Raw genomic sequence first — 16,917 nt, 5'->3', positions numbered from 1 at the left:
CCGATTCGGCAGTCGAACGCCTTGCCGATGAACAGGCCGTGTTTCTCATCGTAGGTGCAACTGACATCGGGGACTACCGGGGCGGCTATGCCGATCCGGTAGTCGTTGATGACCTCTTCACTGCTGCCGGCCCCTACATCGAGTACTAGGTTTGTAATCTCAAGAGGAGCCTTTTTCTCTGCCTCACTCATGAAGTGCGGCGGCTTGCTTGCCACTACTGCAGGGATGTAGAGCCCATCCTTGTTGCGGATGCGTACCAGGTGGGCGGGGACATTTGTCACGATCCAACCACCGATGGTGATGAACTCAATCATCCCGTCGGGCCTGATCGCCTTGACCATGAAACCGACCTCATCGGTATGGGCATTCAGCTGAACGATGGGCCTTCCGCTTTTGTTTTCATGTCGGTAGAGGTAGAGGTTGCGCATCCGGTCTTCCTCGAAGGTTCCCAGGCCATTGCCTTCTTCTCGGATGACGGTAAGCACTTCATCTTCGAATCCGCTGATGCCGTTGGCATCGCTGATGCGCTGTATGCTTTGAATGAGGTCTTGCGTATTCATGGACTTTGTCCTTTAGGATGGAAAGAATTCTACATTAAAACCAGACAGAAGCATCACAAGAGACCTGATGATGTGCAGTAATGAACGTATGTCCGCCTGCAATAGCTTCTGCCTGGAACCTATAACCTGTTATTTGGAAACCTTGACGGTCTCCAACCTGTGATATCCGATCGGGTCGAGGACGAAGCCTTCGACTTTCTTGTTTGCACCGGCGGTGATTGCGGTGTAAATGATCGGAGCGTTGTTTGCGACTTCCTTCAATTTGATGGCCAGATCCTTGTAGGCTGCATCACGAACCTTGGGGTCGGCGCTGGTGCGGCCCAGCATGACCAGACGGTCAACCTCGGGATCTGCAATGAAGGAACGGTTGCCGGGAGCTCCCTGTTGCGAGCTGTGCTGCAAGGAGTAATAGGTGTAGTCGGCATCCTTGGTGGAAGTGACCCAACCGAAATACCCCATGTCATGCTCACCTGCGGTGGTGCGGCTGATGAAGGTACCGAACTCCATTACCTCAACCTTCACGGTGATGCCGATTTCCCTGAGCATTTCCTGAATGGCCTGACACATCTCAACACGACTCTGGTTGTTGTTCACCCACAGCGTTGTACTAAAGCCGTTGGGATAGCCGGCCTGGGCGAGCAGCTGCTTTGCCTTGGCGGGGTTGTACTCCCATACACCGGTGGAGTAGTAGCCGTACACAGCAGGGGCGATAATCTCATCGGCTGGAGCACCGGTGCCGCTGTTGACGGTGTCAACCAGCAACTGGCGATCGATGGCCATGTTGATCGCCTGACGGACCAGCTGGTTGTTGAACGGGGGCTTGCGCATGTTGAAGGAGATGTAGAAACAAGTCAACGACGGAGCTTCCAACAAAATGAGGTTCTTGTTCTCCCTGACCCGCTTCATATCGGAAACCAGAACGTCATAGACGATATCCAGCTCACCGGTCTCCAGTGCGATGGTTCTCTGTGAAGCTTCAGGAATGACCTTGATGATCAAATTTTTTGTCTGGGGGGCGCCCTTGTAGTACTGGTCGAACGCCTCTAGCTTGGTATTGTCGTTCTGGGTCCAGGAAACGAACTTGTAGGGGCCGGATCCGACAGGCTTGGTCTTCAGGATGTCCTGGTTTGCAGAGACATAGTCCTTGGGAACAATGGCGGCGAAGGGAACCGCAAGGTTGCGCAGCGTCGGGCCGTACGGGGCCTTGGTGGTGACAAGGACGGTGTACTGGTCCTCGATCTTGACTTCCTTGATGAAGTCGACGATGTAGGAAACCGATCCGCTTGCAATTGCACGGTCGAGGGAGAATTTTACGTCATCGGCATCCAAGGCTTCACCATTATGGAACGTCAGGCCCTTGCGGATAAAGAACCGATACGAAGTAGGGGAGACTACCTCCCACTTCTCAGCAATCTGGGGGACAACCTCGCCGGTTACCGGGTCGGTGTCCACGAGTGTGTCAAAGATGTGGTTGGTGACTGCGACAGCGGGTGTCTCCTTGCCGATGTGGGGATCGAATGAGGTGACATCCGCACCTTGTCCAACAGTAATCGTATCCTTGTAGCCTGTTGCGGCTGTTTTGGACGATTCTGCGGACCCGCCCGCGAAGAGGGCTGCGCTGCAGAGCAAAACGAGTAGCACGGTCAGCATCTTTTTCATGGTCTTTTCTCCTATTTCTTTCATTGACCCTTTGGCAGGGGCAATGAGTTACACCAAGGTACAGGCAACGAAGTGGCCAGGCTGTACTTCCTTCAGCGGAATATCGGCCTTCCTGCAAGCATCAGAGACATACGGACAGCGTTTGGCAAACCGGCAACCTGGAACGGGATCGACAGGACTGGTCAACTCTCCCTGGAGCAGCACACGGTTGACCGCATAATCGGGGTCGGGAACAGGAATGGCGGACAGCAGGGCTTGGGTGTAGGGATGCAGAGGTTTCTCAAAGAGCAGCGATGAAGGAGCGTGCTCCACAATCTGCCCCAGGTACATGACGACTATGGTATTGGAGAGGTGCTTGACCACCGAGAGGTCGTGGGTGATGAAGAGGTAGGTCAAGCCGAATTCATCCTGGAGATCCTGCATGAGATTCAAAATCTGAGCCTGGATGGAGACGTCCAGGGCTGAAACCGGTTCATCGCAGACTATGAACTTTGGATCGAGGGCGAGGGTGCGGGCAATGCCGATGCGCTGCCTTCTTCCCCCATCGAGTTCATGCGGATAGCTGTTGACCAACCGGGGAGACAAGCCGACGAAATCCATCAACTCCAAGACACGTTTTCTCAGTTGCGCTCCTTGTTTGCGCGTATAGATCTTTTGGATGAGCAGGCTTTCGCCAATGGTCTCGCTGATGGTCATCCGTGGATTGAGCGAAGCAAAAGGGTCCTGGAAAATGATCTGCATATCGCGTCTGATGGCCTTCACCTCTTGTTTTCCCATGGAGGTTATCTCCCGTCCTTCGAAAAACACCTTGCCGTCGGTCGGTTCATGCAGGCGCAATATTGTTCTGCCAAGCGTTGTCTTGCCGCAGCCCGACTCCCCGACGACACCCAGCGTCTCGCCCTTGTTCAGGGTGAAGGAGACATCGTCCACAGCATGCAGCGTTCCCTGATTGGTGTGAAAGTATTTCTTGAGGTGTTCCACCTTGAGCAAGGGCTCAGCCATTGTGTACCTCCTCCCTTGCAAGAATGCAGCGCACCTGGTGGGTTGTACTGACTTGATAGGATGGCGGGACGTCCTGTTTGCATACTTCACTCGCGTACTGGCAGCGGGGTGCAAACTTACATCCCGGCGGCAGGTCGGTCGGGTCGGGCATCATGCCCTTGATGGGGCTGAGCCGTTTCACTTCCTTGTTCAGGGAAGGGATGGACCCAAGCAGCCCTTTGGTGTAGGGGTGGGTGGGCCGTTTGAATATATCGCTCAGCGTACCCAGCTCAATAATCTGGCCTGCATACATGATTGCAACACGGTCGCAGTTCTGTGCCACCACCCCAAGGTCATGGGTGATGAGCAGCATGGCGGTGTTGAGCCGATTCTTCAAGGCGGTGATCATATCGAGCACCTGGGCCTGGATGGTTACATCCAAGGCTGTGGTAGGCTCGTCGGCAATAAGCAGAATGGGATTGCATGCCAGCGCAATGGCGATGATGACCCGCTGCTTCATTCCCCCAGAGAACTGATGGGGATACTCATGGCTGCGCGATGCGGGAATGCCAACCATCTCCAGCATGGAGAGCGCCTGCTTTTCCATCTCCTCCTTGCCCAGAGCCTTGTTGTGGGCTTCCACCACTTCCATGATCTGGTCCCCGACGCTCATAACAGGATTGAGACTGGTCATGGGATCCTGAAAGATCATGGAAATGCTGTTGCCGCGGATGGAGCGCATCTGTGCTTCGCTCAATGTGAGCATGTCCTTGCCTTCGAAGAAAATCCTTCCGGATTTGATGATACCCGGAGGGGACGGGACCAGGCGCAGGATGCTCCGGGCAAGGGTTGTCTTTCCTGCCCCGGTTTCTCCCACCAGACCCAGCGTCTCCCCTTTTTTCATGGAAAGGGAGATGTCGTTCAGTGCATGAACCACCGCATCATCGGTTTCATAGTGGACGGTAAGGTTTTCTATGCGTATCAGTTCGTCGACAGTACTCATGCTCCCTCCTAATTCTTCAAGCGGGGATCGAGTGCATCCCTCAGTCCATCACCCATCACATTGAGCGCGAGGATGGTGATCATGATTCCCAAACCGGGAATGACGGTGATGTGCCAACCCTCCCGGATGTACGACCTTGCGGAGGAGAGCATCGATCCCCACTCGGGTGTCGGCGGCTGGATGCCCAATCCAAGGAAGGAGAGGCCGGCAATGGACAGGATTGCACCGGCGACTCCCAAGGTGGCCTGGACAATGAGCGGAGCCATTGAGTTGGGAAGGATATATTTGAAGATGATGCGCAAATCACTGGCGCCTATGGCACGGGCTGCCTCGATGAACTCCTGATCCTTGATGGTAAGCACCGAAGCGCGCACCGTTCGGGCGAAGGTCGGTACATAACTGATGGCGATTGCGATCAGGACGTTGGTCAGGCTGGTGCCCAAGGCGGCAACAATCGCCGTAGCCAGCAACATGGAAGGAATGGCGAGCAGTACATCCATGAAACGCATGATGATGTTGTCGGTAACCTTGCCGTAGTATCCGGCAATCGAACCGAGAATGACACCGACAGTCGTTGAAAGTGCGATTGCAATGGTTCCCATGAACAGTGAGTACCGCACCGCCCAGATCATCCGCATGAATATGTCACGGCCGAACTCATCAAGACCGAAGATATGGTCCTTGCTCGGACCTTGCAGCCTGAGACGGAGGTTTTGCTTGATCACCTTGTTGTTGTAGATGGCATTGTCCGTCACCAAGTCGATGACTATGGTGGAGAGGGCGATCAGAACCAAGGCGAGCAGGACAATCATGCCGGAAAGGGCAAGCTTGTTTTTCTTGAAACGTCTCCAGGTCTCCGCCGAGAGTGTGCGTTGTTTTTTGGCATCCGCTGTCTTCATGCGGAGACCTCCTTTTTGGCAGCTGCTTTCTTGCCCTTGTATTGGCTTTTGATGCGCGGGTCGAGGAATGCATAGAGGATGTCGACCAAAAGATTGACGAAACTGAACATGACCGCCATGAAAATTACGGCTCCCAGCACCATGGGAATATCCTTGCTCGTGATGGAATCGACCATCAACCGCCCCAGTCCGGGCCAGGAGAAGATTGTTTCGGTGAGCATTGCACCACCAAGAAGGTGGCCGAACTGCAGACCGACTGCAGTGACGATGGGAATCAGGGCGTTCTTGAGCATGTGCTTGTTTGTCACCTGTTTCTCGGTGATTCCTTTTGCTCGTGCGGTGGAGATATAGTCCTGACGGATGACTTCCAGCATGGAAGAGCGGGTCATGCGCACTACGGTTGCCGCAACACCGGTACCCAAGGTGAGGGCGGGCAGAACCAAGGATCGGAGCAAGCCGAAAAAGCCGCTACCCATGCCTTGTGAAGGCAGCCAACCGAGCTTGAGGGCGAACAGGAGGGAGAGCAACAGGCCCAACCAAAAGTTCGGCATGGAAACACCTATCAGGGAGAGGACCATCGAGGAGTTGTCCATGAACGTGTACTGCTTCTTTGCAGACAGGATCCCGACGGGAATGCCGATCAGGAGAGCCACGAGGATGCCTGCGATTGCCAGGATGGCGGTATTGGGAAACTTGTCCCATACCTGCTCGGCCACCGAGAGCTGATTGCGGTAACTGAGCCCCAAATCCCCGCGGAAGAGGTTTCCCATGTAGCTTGCATACCGTACCAGCAAGGGTTTATCCAAACCCAGCTCGATGCGTTTCTGGGCCAGTGATTCGGCGCTTGCCTGGTCGCCAAGAATAATGGCGGCTGGATCGCCGGGCGTCAGGGACATGATGAAGAATACTATGAAGGTGACTCCGAGGAGCACCGGTATCATCATGAGCAAACGTCGTACTATGTATTTCCCCATACCTCTTCCTCTCTCACGTGCAGGTTCGACTTACGTATACTGGGCGAATTTGCCACCAAGCATGGCAATGGTCAGGATCATGTGAAAAACATCTCTATAGTTGCTGCTGGTGTATTGCACGGTCCTGCCGTCGAGGCGCTTGATGCCCGGCACTATAGCCACCGCATCGGCGATGACCGTCGTCGCCAGGTCCACTTCCAACACCACCTCGCCTTCCAGCCGCTTCACCTCGAAGCTTTTCTGCTTGAGGAAGGCATGCACCTCTTTCTCAAAGGCTTTCTGCACCCGTTCTGGGCTGTACATCTTGGCAGCATAGCGTCCCATCCCTTCCTTGGTCCGAACATAGGGGACCTTGAGAAAATCCCTCATCTGAGATTCAAGGATGTCATCACCGCTGATGAGGGCTATGGGAACATTGAACAGGCCGGCATAGTAGGCATTGATCTCCACTTCCCCTACCTCCTTGCCGTTGAGGCGCACCCGATAGATGCACGAGGAGCTGTAGGAGTGATCCATGCCGCCGTTGAGAGAGCCTATGCTTGCATGGTAGCCGAGCAGGAACACTGCATCGAAGCTTTCATCCAGGCCTTCCATCATATAGTTGTGGCGCGGATAACCTTTCACATGGGTGATCCGCTCATCCCCGAAGGAACCATACAGAAGATTCTCGCCCCGGCTGTGTGAATCGCAGATGCATATTTCCTCGATATCGGCATGCTCCAACAGCGTTGAGATCACATAGGTCAGTTCCTGTTTCAACAGGTTTGCACACCATGCCTCCTTGGTGGTCATCTCATTCCAGGAGGAGATGCCCTCGATTCCTTCCATATCGGTTGAAATGAATATCTTCACAGCAATCCTTCCTTTTGGGTTTTCAAGAATGAGTAGCCCTCTTGCTCTGTATGGTATATTTCCTTCATATGGGAGATGAGCGTACCTTTGCTTGAGAGCAGAAGCATGTTGATGAATACTTGGATTACGGCAACCATGCCTACGTACGAGTTGGTCAACAGCAGTGAGTTGTTGGCACATCGGACCACTGCTTTAGCATTGGGATAAATTGGGCAGTTCGCCGAGTCGGTGAAGAGGAAGACCTGTGCACCCTGCTTCTGCGCTACACTTGCCACATGGATTGCCTCAGGGGAGTAGGGCGGCATGGTCAGGATGAACAGGCTGTCGTTCTCTTTGATGGTATGCAGCTTCGGGCTGTAGTCACTGATGGAGCCGGTAATGCCGTGTACATCCTTGATATGGAGGCAGGTCAGGGCATACTCGAAAATCTGCATGATGTTCTTGCTGACCCCGAAACCGCTGATGAAAATACGGTTGGCGGCAAAAACGCCTTCGACCATCTGAAGCAGCGATTGCACATTGATGTCCTTCAGGGTTTTGCTCAAATTGTTGATTTCATTCTCTGCAAGCCTCTGCAACTGCTTCTTGACCGGAAGCAAGTCAAGTTCATTGAGGGTTACTTCCGTACCCGGATGAAGTTTTGTTTTCACCTCTTCCTGAACCGCTTCCCTGAACTGCTTGTACCCTTTGAAGCCAAGAGCCTGTGTGTACCGCACCAAGGAGGCGTTACTGACTCCGATGGTCTTGCTCAGGTCGTGGACCGAGGAGAAGCCGATTGCATCGTAGTTGTCCAAAAGCCATCGTCCGATCTCCTGAAAGGACGGAGACATGCTGCCAAGGTTTTCCCGAATCCTCTCTCTGATCATAAGCCCCTCCCCGTCGGATAAGCTGGTATGTAATAAAAATTGCAAACCACTACCTAGATATTAACAAATATTACAGAACTATGCATCAATTATTTTAACTTTTTATCAACTTTGACGTAACCTATTACTGGGTAACTGTATAATTATTTGAAGAATCAAAAATATCTCAGAAAAACTGCATATTTTGACAAAGCTTATTCATTTTGCTTTTTCTGTCTACCTTGAGTATCATAGAGAAAGGAGGAACGTGAATGGATGATTTGAAAGCAGCCTATGAGGCACTCGAAGCTGATGCAACCCAAGAGCAGATCAATCTCACCGCCGAGGCTTTGGTGCGCAGGCAGTATATGCCGACCCTGCTTCTTTCTGTACATGACTTCTTCAAGTTTACAAAAGAGGACATGCTCAAGGAGTATGCGCGGGTGCAAATGCTTGAGGATGATAGTGAGGAATTGAAAGCTGTTGTCGCGCTTTCCAGCCCTCAGGAGGTAAAGGAAAAGCACCTGCTGACCTTGCTCAATCAATATAAGCTACTGTGCGGATTGAGAACGGGGGACGGGGATGCATGGGCTCTGGTCAACGAGCTGTACGAAGACGATTGATGGCGAATATGCAGTGCAGTGTATGTGACGACGGCAAATCACCCTGTTTGCTCAATGTCCCCATTTTTCAGCATCTCAATCCGGCTGAGATCAATCGGGTGCAGAAACTCATCCTCCAGCGGGAGCTCGAGGCCAATGAGGTGTTGTTCCGCGAGGGTGATGCATCGGAAAACCTCTACATTGTGCGTTCAGGGTCTGTAAAGCTGGTGCGATACTCGGTCGACGGCAGGGAACTGCTGCTGGACACCCTCTTTCCCGGCGATTTCTATGGTTCGGACGGCCTGTTTGCCCCCGGGACCGTGCAGGAGAGCGCAATTGCAGAGCAGGACAGCGGGATTTGCATGATTCAGGGAGAAGCGCTCAAGCAACTGATGCTGGCCGACCCATCCATCTCGCTGAAGGTCATGACGTACTTGAACACCAAGCTGGACCAATATCGACAACAGCTGGAGATGCTTTCCACCAAGGATGTGAGCAAACGCTTGTGCATGTACCTGCACCAGCGCTCGCAACGCAGTGCGAGCCTGGACCTCATGCTCTCGCAGGAGGACATCGGCAATGCCATCCACCTGACCAAGGAGACCGTGAATCGCAAGCTTGCAATCCTGCAGGAGCAGGATGTGATACGCATTGTCGGGAAGAAGAAGATCACTATTGTCGATCCAGCGATGTTGAAAGAGCTGGCTTTTTGAATTTTCCTCCTGATTATTGATTCAAATCATAGTTGCCCGACTGCAGACGGTGTATATTTCCCTATGAAAAGGAGTGGAAGCATGAAACGGGCTATCAAGAACAATGTCTCCTGGGTTGGAAGGATTGATTGGGAACTCAAGACCTTCCATGGCGACGACTACTCGATCAATCATGGTTCGAGTCAGAACGCCTATCTGATCGAGGAGGAGAAAACCGTCCTCATCGATACAATCTGGAAGCCGTACGAGAAAGAGTTCCGGGACAATCTGGAGAAGGAAATCAGGCTCGAGGACATCGACTTCATTGTCGTCAACCACGGGGAGGTCGACCACAGCGGAGCACTACCGTACCTGATGGAAAAAATCCCCGACACCCCGATCTATTGCACAGCAAATGCGGTAAAGTCCCTGGTCGGCCAGTATCACCATCCAAAGTGGAATTTCAAGGTCGTCAAGACCGGCGATTCTGTTGATGTCGGCAATGGCAAGCAGCTGGTCTTCGTGGAGATGCGCATGCTTCATTGGCCTGACAGCATGGCAACGTACCTTACCGGTGACAACATTCTGTTCTCCAACGATGCATTCGGCCAACACTACGGGATTGAAGAGCTCTTTAATGACAAGGCCGACCAGTGTCTGCTTGCAGAGGAGGCGATCAAGTATTATGCGAACATCCTCACTCCGTTCTCATCACTGGTGAAGCGCAAGATTGAAGAGATTGTGAAGCTGAATCTTCCCATCGACATCATCGCCCCCAGTCATGGAGCCATTTGGCGTGACAATCCCCTGCAGATAGTTGAGAAGTATGCTGCTTGGGCGGATGCCTATCAGGAGGACCAGATCACCATCGTCTACGACACGATGTGGGATGGGACGAAACAGCTCTCCCATGCCCTGGCAACATCCATCCAGGCCCTAAGTCCCGAAACCAGGGTCAAGGTTTTCAATATCAGCCAGACTGACAAGAACGACATCATGACCCAGGTATTCAAATCAAAGGCGATCGCAGTAGGTTCTCCGACTACAGGCAAATCGATCCTCTCCTCGGTCGGCGGCTGGCTCCATTTCCTTACCGAACTGCAGTTCAAGAACAAGAAGGCAGGAGTGTACGGCTGTTACGGCTGGAGCGGTGAGGGAAATGCAGTGCTGCGTGAGGAGCTGAAGAAAGCAGGATTTGCCGTGGTGGATGCCGAGGTCAAGGTAAACTGGAATCCGACCGAGAAAGATTTGGAGGGAATGCAGGAGCTCGCCAAGGCATTGTTGGCTTAGCGACAGTACCCGAGATCAAGAAAGCGGTAGAGATACCGCGCAGCAAGTGAACGATAGGGCTTCCAAAGGGAGGCCCTTCTTTCCATGTCCTCATTACCATAGAGAAAGCGGTAGGCTTGCAGAAATGCTCCGTCTTCGATCGGCAGGACATCCATTCGGTCCAGTACGAAAATAAGGTACATTTTTGCCGTCCACGGCCCGATGCCTTTGTATTGGCATAGGCTTGCCAGACACTGACGGTCGTCAAGGTCTGCCAGATTCTTCAGTACCGATGGGTCTTGGTCGACCAGCGTTGCAAGGGCTCGTATGGTTTGGGCCTTTCTGCGTGCGATGCCGAATCCACGCAGGACCTCCTCATCAATGCTCGCTATGATGATAGGGTCTATTCTGCCTCCGACTGCAGCGACAAGGCGGGCATGGATGGTGTCGGCTGCCTTTGCACTGAGCATCTGGCCGATGATGACTTGTACCAAGAAGGCAAAGCCGTCCTGTTCGACTTCATAGTCCAACACCCCGACTTTTTCAATTACTCGGTCGAGTATTGGATCTGCCTGCCTGATTTGATCGATGGCGTACTGCTGCATAAGCCGAGTATAGCGCATTCGTTCCAGGAAACAACCCTGGTGGGAAGTGCCTACGGCACGTTTCTCTCTTTTTGCTTTGATTGCTCTTTCCTTGATGCTTGTGATACCATGGGGTATGGACAGCATACAGCTTCAAGCCTTGCACTATGAAACCTTGCTCAAGGCCGCCAATGGAGCCGAGGCAAAGGCTGCACATGCCTTCGAGAAGGCGGTGGAATACTCGATCATCAACGAGAGCCTGGTGCTGCACACCCAAACCTACGCAGAGCTGCTGGGTGTCGAGGCCTCGGCCATCAGCAATGCGTACTACGATATTCGGCCGGTTTTTGAGGCAATGGACAGCTCGGTTCACATTCTGGGCTGGGACAGTCCCCATTGGCCCAAGCAGGTTGATTCTTTTGCATTTCGGCCGAGGTTTCTCTATGTACAAGGCAATGAGAGCCTGCTCAGCCAGAGCTCGGTTTCGGTGATCGGCACCCGCTCCCCCTCCCTGGAAGGAAAGCAGCTGGCTCTGGCCACTGCGAAATCACTGATAAAAGCCGGGTATGCGGTAGCCAGCGGTCTGGCCTTGGGAATTGACGGTGTGGCGCATAAGGCCGCCTTGGCGGCAGGGGGGCCGACCATTGCGGTCATCGGTACCCCGATCAATGCCTTCTATCCTCCCGAGCATCGCGATTTGCAGTTGGAGATTGCAAAAGTCGGGGCGGTGGTAAGTCGCTTTTCACCGGCAACGGTGACACAGAAGTGGCATTTCCTGCTTCGCAATCGCCTGATGAGTGCTCTCAGCGATGCTTCGGTGGTGGTCGAGGACCGCGACGGGGGTGGGGCTGTACGGCAGGCTGCTTTTGCCTTGGAGCAGAAGAAGTACCTTTTCATCTACCAAAGCAGCGTGGACAACCACAGCATCCTGTGGCCTCGGCAATTCGCCAACCAGAGCAGGGTCTTCGTAATCAAGAAAAGCCAGGACCTGCCCAGGTTGCTCAACCAAGCCAAGAAGACGCGCGAAGGGGTCGGCAAACCCAAACAAAAGGCGGTCCAACTCAACCTCTTCTGAGCAGTGTCTCCTTGACAGACGATTGCCGACGAGACTACTATCTGCATATTATGAAAAAACAACTGACCGCCAACGAATTACGGCAAAAATTCATTGACTTTTTTGTGTCTAAAGACCATGTGCAGATCAGTGGGGCTTCCCTGATTCCCGAGAACGATCCTACGGTGCTTTTCACCACTGCAGGCATGCATCCACTGGTACCTTATATCCTGGGCAGCGATCATCCCAGCGGCAAAAGGCTCACCAACTATCAGAAGTGCATCCGCACCGGAGACATCGAGGCGGTCGGTGATCCTCACCATCTCACCTTCTTTGAGATGCTCGGCAACTGGTCCTTGGGCGATTACTTCAAGAAAGAGGCCATCGCCTACAGCTTTGAGTTCCTCACCAAGTGGCTGGACCTCGATGTTTCCCAGCTCTCGGTTACCGTTTTCGCCGGTGATGAGCTGGTAAGCCGCGACGAGGAGGCCGCCCGGACTTGGGAGAGTTTCGGTATTCCGCGCGAACGCATCTACTTCCTTCCCCGTGAGGACAACTGGTGGGGGCCTGCCGGGGAGACCGGCCCTTGCGGTCCTGACAGTGAGATGTTCATCGACACCGGCCGTCCTTCCTGTGGTCCTGACTGTCGCCCGGGATGTTCGTGCGGCAAGTACTTCGAAATCTGGAACGACGTCTTCATGGGGTACAAGAAGAACAGCGATGGAACCTATGTGGAGATGAGCCGCAAATGTGTCGATACCGGGATGGGCATCGAACGCACGATCGCCATTTTGCAGGGCAAGAAGTCGGTCTATGAAACGGAAGTCTTCACCCCGATCATCGAAGGCATTGAGCGCCTTTCCCAAAAGCGCTACGGTGATGACGAGGAGAACGATGTTTCCATCCGCATTCTTGCCGACCATGTCCGTACCAGTGTGTTCATCCTCGGCGACCAGCGCGGCATGGCCCCGTCGAATGTGGGGCAGGGCTATATCTTAAGGCGTTTGATCAGGCGGGCGGTTCGCCACGGCAATAAGCTGGGAATCGAAGGGGCTTTCCTCGGAGAGCTCGCATTGATTGTACTTGCCTTGTATGGCAAGCCGTATCCGGAGCTGGTAGAGAACCGCGAGTTCGTACTCAAGGAACTGGCGCTGGAAGAGGCCAAGTTCTCCGAGACCCTGGCAAAGGGCGAGCGCGAATTTGAGAAAATGCTTCCCAACCTGCTCAAGGGAACCAGCCGGCAAATCAGCGGCCGTACCGCCTTCAAGCTGTACGATACCTATGGGTATCCGATTGAATTGACCAAGGAGCTTGCTGCAGAGCACGGTTTTACCGTGGACGAGGCGGGGTTCAAGGAAGCCTTCGAGAAGCACCAGGAGATCAGCCGAAGCGGCTCGGAACAGCAGTTCAAGGGCGGCCTTGCCGACCACAGTGATAAAACCACTGCCTTGCATACCGCCACCCATATGCTGCATCAGGCGCTGCGCACCGTCTTGGGCGAACATGTCGGACAGAAGGGCTCGAACATCACCGCTGAGCGGCTTCGTTTTGACTTCACCCATCACTCTCCGATGACGACCGAGGAGATCCAGAAGGTTGAGGACATGGTCAATGAGGCCATTGCACGCAACCTTGAGGTCACCTGCCAAACCATGACGCTCGAAGAGGCCAAGGAGCAGGGAGCCATCGCATTCTTTGACAGCAAGTACGGCGAGCAGGTGAAAGTCTATTCAATCGGCGACTACTCCAAGGAAGTGTGCGGCGGTCCTCATGTGCAGAACACCAGTCAGATGGGCCGTTTCAAGATTCTCAAGGAGCAGTCCTCCTCCGCCGGCGTGCGAAGGATCAAGGCTGTGCTGGAAAAATAACAGAGGCGCACCAAATACATTGCAAAGGCTGTCCCGGGGAATTGCTCGGAACAGCCTGTTTTCGTTTGGATGGGGCTTGGATGCCGATGACAAAAAAGCAATCAAACTTTGCTTTGACCGGCTTTATTCATCATCCTCATCAACCATGCTTTCATAATCCAAATCAAGGCCTTTGTTGATCGGGACGGCAAGCTGTCCGCATGCTCCGTTGATCTGCCTGCCTCGTGACCGACGGCGGGTGTAGTTGACGTGCAGGCGGTCGAGCAGCAGCGTGAAATGATCGATCTCTTCTTCTGTCGGAGTCTGGTAAGGCAACTCCTCGGCAGGGTTCCAAGGGATGAGATTGACGATCACATCCAAGTCTCTTACATAGCTTGCTAGTTTCTTTGCACTGATTTCATCGGTGTTCGTATTGCCCAGCATGCAGTATTCGATGGTGAAACGCTTGCCGCCAAGCCTTTGATAGTGCAGCAATGCCTTCTTCAGGGCCATGATGTCCCAGGTCTTATTGACCGGCATGATCCGGTCGCGAAGCCGGTTGTCGGCGCTGACCAGCGAAACCGCAAGCTTGACCGGCAGTTTCTGTTCGGCAAGCTTGAGAATGCCGGGCACTACACCGCAGGTCGAGACGGTGATGCGCCTGAGGCTGATATTGAAGGTGGTGGGATTGTGGAAGTAACGAATCGAGCGGGTAACCGGTACTATATTGGCAAGCGGCTCGCCCATTCCCATATATACGATATGGGTGATGGGTTGCTTGCTTGCCGAGAGCAGGTGGATATACTGCTCGATGATCTCCTCGGCGCTGAGGTTGCGAAGCAGCCCCATGGTGCCGGTCCTGCAGAAGGTGCAGCCTTGGGCGCATCCGACTTGACTGGAAAGACAGGCTGTATGCCTGCCCTTCTTGTCGATGAGCAAAACGCATTCAACCACCTTGCCGTCATGGAGGCGGATACCCATCTTGGTGGCTCCGCTCTCATCGGTCTCGGCCGTGTGAATGGTCGAGGAGCAGGCGCTGCTCATCAGTGAGGAAAGCCTCTCGCGTTCCGCTTTCGGCAGGTCGGTCATGGCCTCAAAGGTATATACTCCCTTGACAAGCCAATTGAAGATTTGCTTGGCATAGAAGCTCCTCGGAAGTGATAGTATCTCAGCGATCGTCTGTGCCTCAAGCCCGTAGAGGGAGAGGGGTAGGTTGGTATTTTGTTGCATGCTGGACAGTATAACTATTTAAACATTGAAAGAATAGCAATTGCCACCCCGGTTATTCCCTCGCCTCCCAAGAGCCCGCTGGCGACCAGGCCTGTCTGCTCCCCAAGTTTCTCCTTGCCATATTTCTTGGATAGCGCCTGCTTCGTGAAAACAGACAGCAGCGCCCCCAGTCCCATGATCGAAGAGATGTAGATCGGCAGGTAGACTCCGAGTCCGAGGGTGGCGCTCGGGAGCTTTGTGAAGTACAGGACCAACCCGACTCCAAGGCCGATGAGGAAGGCGGGAATATGCTGAAGGCCGCCAACCATCGCCGCGACTGCAGCAGCCTGGGGAGCCGGGAGCTCGGCGGTGCCGAAACCTCCGAAGGCAGACTTCATGATCAAGAGCACGAAGACGGAGAGAATGGCTCCGATGACCCCTCCGATGCCCTCTCCAAGAATTTGCTGCCTCGGGTCTGTCTTGAGCAGGTACCCGCTCTTCAGGTCATTCATGACGTCCCCGGTAAGGCCGCAGGCAACTGCCACGATGGCTGCGATGCTGAATGATGCAAGCAAGGAGGGGTTGGAAATGAGCTGGATGGCCAAGAGGACGAGGATTGCGAAGATCTCCATCGGGTTGATGCCGGTCTGGCCGGTAAGCATGCCCGACAGATAGGTTGCCAGGTAGATGCCCGCCATCAGGACCAGAGCCTCGATGAGGCCGAGTTCGGTTCCCAAGGCAAGCAGGATTACGGCGAAGAAGAGAATAAGGACGATGATCAAGCGGCTGGAGGATGGAAGTCCTTTTTGTTTCTCCTCAAGCTTCTTGTGTGCACCCAGTTTGCCGGCAACCGCCTTGAAGAAGACCCCCAGACCCGTTCCGATCATCAGCCCGATGCCGAGATTGGATCTGAATACATCGGCTTCGGCCATGGAGGCGAAGAGACCTTGCTGTATGCCGAGCGGGGTGAGTAGATAATACCCGAAGATTGCCCCTCCGAACCAAAACAAGGCAAACAGGGGACCGATGATCGCCCCGATTCCCATAGCCATCGGTGAGACCCAGATGGAGAAGGAAGGGATGATTGAGCTCCCCCCGTAGAGGGTGAGCAGGGCGGGGATTTTGCCGAAGCCGTCACGCAGGATCGTGAATATGACCGACCCTCCCATGGAGGCAAAGAGGGTTTTGGCACCCTTTCCGCCTTGTGTGCCCGCCTGCAGGGTGTTGTAGCTTGCGATGCCCATTGGATAGGGCAAGGCTTCCTCTACGATGAGTTTCTTGCGGAAAAGGGAGGAGAACAGGGTTCCCAGTATGGCTCCCACCACGGTAAGTATCAGGAGGCTGGGAATGGAGAAATTGGCAGTTGGATCAAGCATCCACAGGCCTGGAAGGGTGAAAGCAAGGCCCCCGGCGACCATGGCGCCACTGCTCATGATGGTGTGGGTGACGTTGATCTCCTGCAACGTTGAGCCTTTTGCCTTGCGCAGGGCGGCCATGCTGACAACAGTGACAAAAATGGTAGGCCATGGGAGGGCTCCCATACGCAAGGCCACATACATGGAACTTGCGGTGATGACCAAAAGACCGGCGATGCCGATTATGGCTCCACGTACTGTCAGGTGTCTATTCATATTTTACACTTCCTCCGTAAGTGTATGGTAACGAGGATTGGTGAAAAACGCTAGAGGTTGATTATTTGTTGTTGATTCATCGCTTTGAAAATTTGACAGTGAAGCGTAACTATCCAAGAAGTGCAGCATATGGTATATTCAAAGAAACATTACAAAGTAGGAGAGAGTCCTACAAAGGGAGAATGTGTATGAAGAAAGTATTACTTGCTTTGATTCTGGTCGCCCTTGTTCTGGTTCCTGCAACCGCTGCCACTGA

General features: G+C 53.7%; 15 protein-coding genes and 1 pseudogene. 5 read left to right on the top strand and 11 right to left on the bottom strand.

The features are described from left to right. From B3F49_RS07005 to B3F49_RS06970, 8 genes and pseudogenes are all read right to left on the bottom strand, one after another. Nucleotides 1-560 (bottom strand): annotated as a pseudogene (locus B3F49_RS07005) (M42 family peptidase); the annotation flags it as partial. A gap of 129 nt (nt 561-689) precedes the next feature. After that, nucleotides 690-2,219, bottom strand: a complete 1,530-nt coding sequence (locus B3F49_RS07000; protein ID WP_293910042.1) for an ABC transporter substrate-binding protein — start codon at nt 2,217-2,219, stop codon at nt 690-692. Between the two features lie 48 nt (nt 2,220-2,267). After that, a complete protein-coding gene (locus B3F49_RS06995) occupies nt 2,268-3,221 on the bottom strand; it encodes an ABC transporter ATP-binding protein (protein ID WP_293910040.1) in 954 nt (317 codons plus the stop codon). Continuing rightward, nucleotides 3,214-4,203, bottom strand: coding sequence for an ABC transporter ATP-binding protein (locus B3F49_RS06990; protein ID WP_293910038.1), 990 nt, complete (start codon nt 4,201-4,203; stop codon nt 3,214-3,216). Before B3F49_RS06990 ends, B3F49_RS06995 begins: the two co-directional genes overlap by 8 nt. 8 nt (nt 4,204-4,211) lie before the next feature. After that, nucleotides 4,212-5,102: an ABC transporter permease gene (locus B3F49_RS06985; RefSeq protein WP_293910036.1), complete on the bottom strand. Its 891-nt coding sequence runs from the start codon at nt 5,100-5,102 to the stop codon at nt 4,212-4,214. After that, nucleotides 5,099-6,076 (bottom strand): ABC transporter permease, encoded by a 978-nt coding sequence (locus tag B3F49_RS06980; RefSeq protein WP_293910034.1) that lies wholly within the window; start codon nt 6,074-6,076, stop codon nt 5,099-5,101. The genes B3F49_RS06985 and B3F49_RS06980 overlap by 4 nt, the downstream gene beginning before the upstream one ends. A 30-nt stretch (nt 6,077-6,106) precedes the next feature. After that, complete coding sequence (locus B3F49_RS06975) at nt 6,107-6,928, bottom strand: M55 family metallopeptidase (RefSeq protein WP_293910032.1); 822 nt, start codon at nt 6,926-6,928, stop codon at nt 6,107-6,109. Continuing rightward, nucleotides 6,925-7,794 carry a MurR/RpiR family transcriptional regulator gene (locus B3F49_RS06970; RefSeq protein WP_293910030.1) on the bottom strand — a complete coding sequence of 290 codons (870 nt, stop codon included), beginning with the start codon at nt 7,792-7,794 and terminating at the stop codon, nt 6,925-6,927. Before B3F49_RS06970 ends, B3F49_RS06975 begins: the two co-directional genes overlap by 4 nt. A 251-nt stretch (nt 7,795-8,045) precedes the next feature. Between B3F49_RS06970 and B3F49_RS06965 the strand changes: the two genes are divergently transcribed. From B3F49_RS06965 to B3F49_RS06955, 3 genes are all read left to right on the top strand, one after another. Continuing rightward, nucleotides 8,046-8,396, top strand: a complete 351-nt coding sequence (locus B3F49_RS06965; protein ID WP_293892974.1) for a hypothetical protein — start codon at nt 8,046-8,048, stop codon at nt 8,394-8,396. An 8-nt stretch (nt 8,397-8,404) separates the two neighbouring features. Further along, nucleotides 8,405-9,088, top strand: a complete 684-nt coding sequence (locus tag B3F49_RS06960) for a Crp/Fnr family transcriptional regulator (RefSeq protein WP_293892977.1) — start codon at nt 8,405-8,407, stop codon at nt 9,086-9,088. A gap of 81 nt (nt 9,089-9,169) precedes the next feature. Next, the gene (locus B3F49_RS06955; protein WP_293910028.1) at nt 9,170-10,357 is read left to right on the top strand and encodes an MBL fold metallo-hydrolase; all 1,188 of its coding nucleotides are present in this window, start codon (nt 9,170-9,172) and stop codon (nt 10,355-10,357) included. Here the strand turns inward: B3F49_RS06955 and B3F49_RS06950 are convergent. Further along, nucleotides 10,354-10,941: a DNA-3-methyladenine glycosylase family protein gene (locus B3F49_RS06950; RefSeq protein ID WP_293910026.1), complete on the bottom strand. Its 588-nt coding sequence runs from the start codon at nt 10,939-10,941 to the stop codon at nt 10,354-10,356. The two genes, B3F49_RS06955 and B3F49_RS06950, sit on opposite strands and share 4 nt — an antisense overlap. A 115-nt stretch (nt 10,942-11,056) precedes the next feature. On the opposite strand from B3F49_RS06950, the gene B3F49_RS06945 reads away from it, so the two are divergent. Both B3F49_RS06945 and B3F49_RS06940 read left to right on the top strand, forming a co-directional pair. Then, a complete protein-coding gene (locus B3F49_RS06945; protein ID WP_293910024.1) occupies nt 11,057-11,995 on the top strand; it encodes a DNA-processing protein DprA in 939 nt (312 codons plus the stop codon). A 50-nt stretch (nt 11,996-12,045) separates the two neighbouring features. Then, entirely contained in the window at nt 12,046-13,842 is a 1,797-nt protein-coding gene (locus tag B3F49_RS06940; RefSeq protein WP_293892989.1) for an alanine--tRNA ligase, read from the top strand. Nucleotides 13,843-13,965: 123 nt separating this feature from the next. Here B3F49_RS06940 and rlmN read toward each other — a convergent pair whose 3' ends face one another. Next, complete coding sequence (gene rlmN / locus B3F49_RS06935; RefSeq protein WP_293910022.1) at nt 13,966-15,051, bottom strand: 23S rRNA (adenine(2503)-C(2))-methyltransferase RlmN; 1,086 nt, start codon at nt 15,049-15,051, stop codon at nt 13,966-13,968. 14 nt (nt 15,052-15,065) lie between these two features. Beyond that, the gene (locus tag B3F49_RS06930; protein ID WP_293910020.1) at nt 15,066-16,661 is read right to left on the bottom strand and encodes an OPT/YSL family transporter; all 1,596 of its coding nucleotides are present in this window, start codon (nt 16,659-16,661) and stop codon (nt 15,066-15,068) included. Nucleotides 16,662-16,917: the final 256 nt, after the last annotated feature.

The sequence above is a fragment of the Sphaerochaeta sp. UBA5836 genome (genome assembly GCF_002432845.1).
GTDB lineage: Bacteria > Spirochaetota > Spirochaetia > Sphaerochaetales > Sphaerochaetaceae > Sphaerochaeta.
The sequence above is the reverse complement of the archived record's forward strand: the minus strand, read 5'-3'. Positions and strand labels throughout refer to the sequence as shown.

Coding starts and splice junctions, on each gene's coding strand:
- B3F49_RS07000 (WP_293910042.1), bottom strand. CDS start 2,219: ATGAAAAAGATGCTGACCGTGCTACTCGTTTTGCTCTGCAGCGCAGCC.
- B3F49_RS06995 (WP_293910040.1), bottom strand. CDS start 3,221: ATGGCTGAGCCCTTGCTCAAGGTGGAACACCTCAAGAAATACTTTCAC.
- B3F49_RS06990 (WP_293910038.1), bottom strand. CDS start 4,203: ATGAGTACTGTCGACGAACTGATACGCATAGAAAACCTTACCGTCCAC.
- B3F49_RS06985 (WP_293910036.1), bottom strand. CDS start 5,102: ATGAAGACAGCGGATGCCAAAAAACAACGCACACTCTCGGCGGAGACC.
- B3F49_RS06980 (WP_293910034.1), bottom strand. CDS start 6,076: ATGGGGAAATACATAGTACGACGTTTGCTCATGATGATACCGGTGCTC.
- B3F49_RS06970 (WP_293910030.1), bottom strand. CDS start 7,794: ATGATCAGAGAGAGGATTCGGGAAAACCTTGGCAGCATGTCTCCGTCC.
- B3F49_RS06965 (WP_293892974.1), top strand. CDS start 8,046: ATGGATGATTTGAAAGCAGCCTATGAGGCACTCGAAGCTGATGCAACC.
- B3F49_RS06960 (WP_293892977.1), top strand. CDS start 8,405: ATGCAGTGCAGTGTATGTGACGACGGCAAATCACCCTGTTTGCTCAAT.
- B3F49_RS06955 (WP_293910028.1), top strand. CDS start 9,170: ATGAAACGGGCTATCAAGAACAATGTCTCCTGGGTTGGAAGGATTGAT.
- B3F49_RS06950 (WP_293910026.1), bottom strand. CDS start 10,941: ATGCAGCAGTACGCCATCGATCAAATCAGGCAGGCAGATCCAATACTC.
- B3F49_RS06945 (WP_293910024.1), top strand. CDS start 11,057: ATGGACAGCATACAGCTTCAAGCCTTGCACTATGAAACCTTGCTCAAG.
- B3F49_RS06940 (WP_293892989.1), top strand. CDS start 12,046: ATGAAAAAACAACTGACCGCCAACGAATTACGGCAAAAATTCATTGAC.
- rlmN (WP_293910022.1), bottom strand. CDS start 15,051: ATGCAACAAAATACCAACCTACCCCTCTCCCTCTACGGGCTTGAGGCA.
- B3F49_RS06930 (WP_293910020.1), bottom strand. CDS start 16,661: ATGAATAGACACCTGACAGTACGTGGAGCCATAATCGGCATCGCCGGT.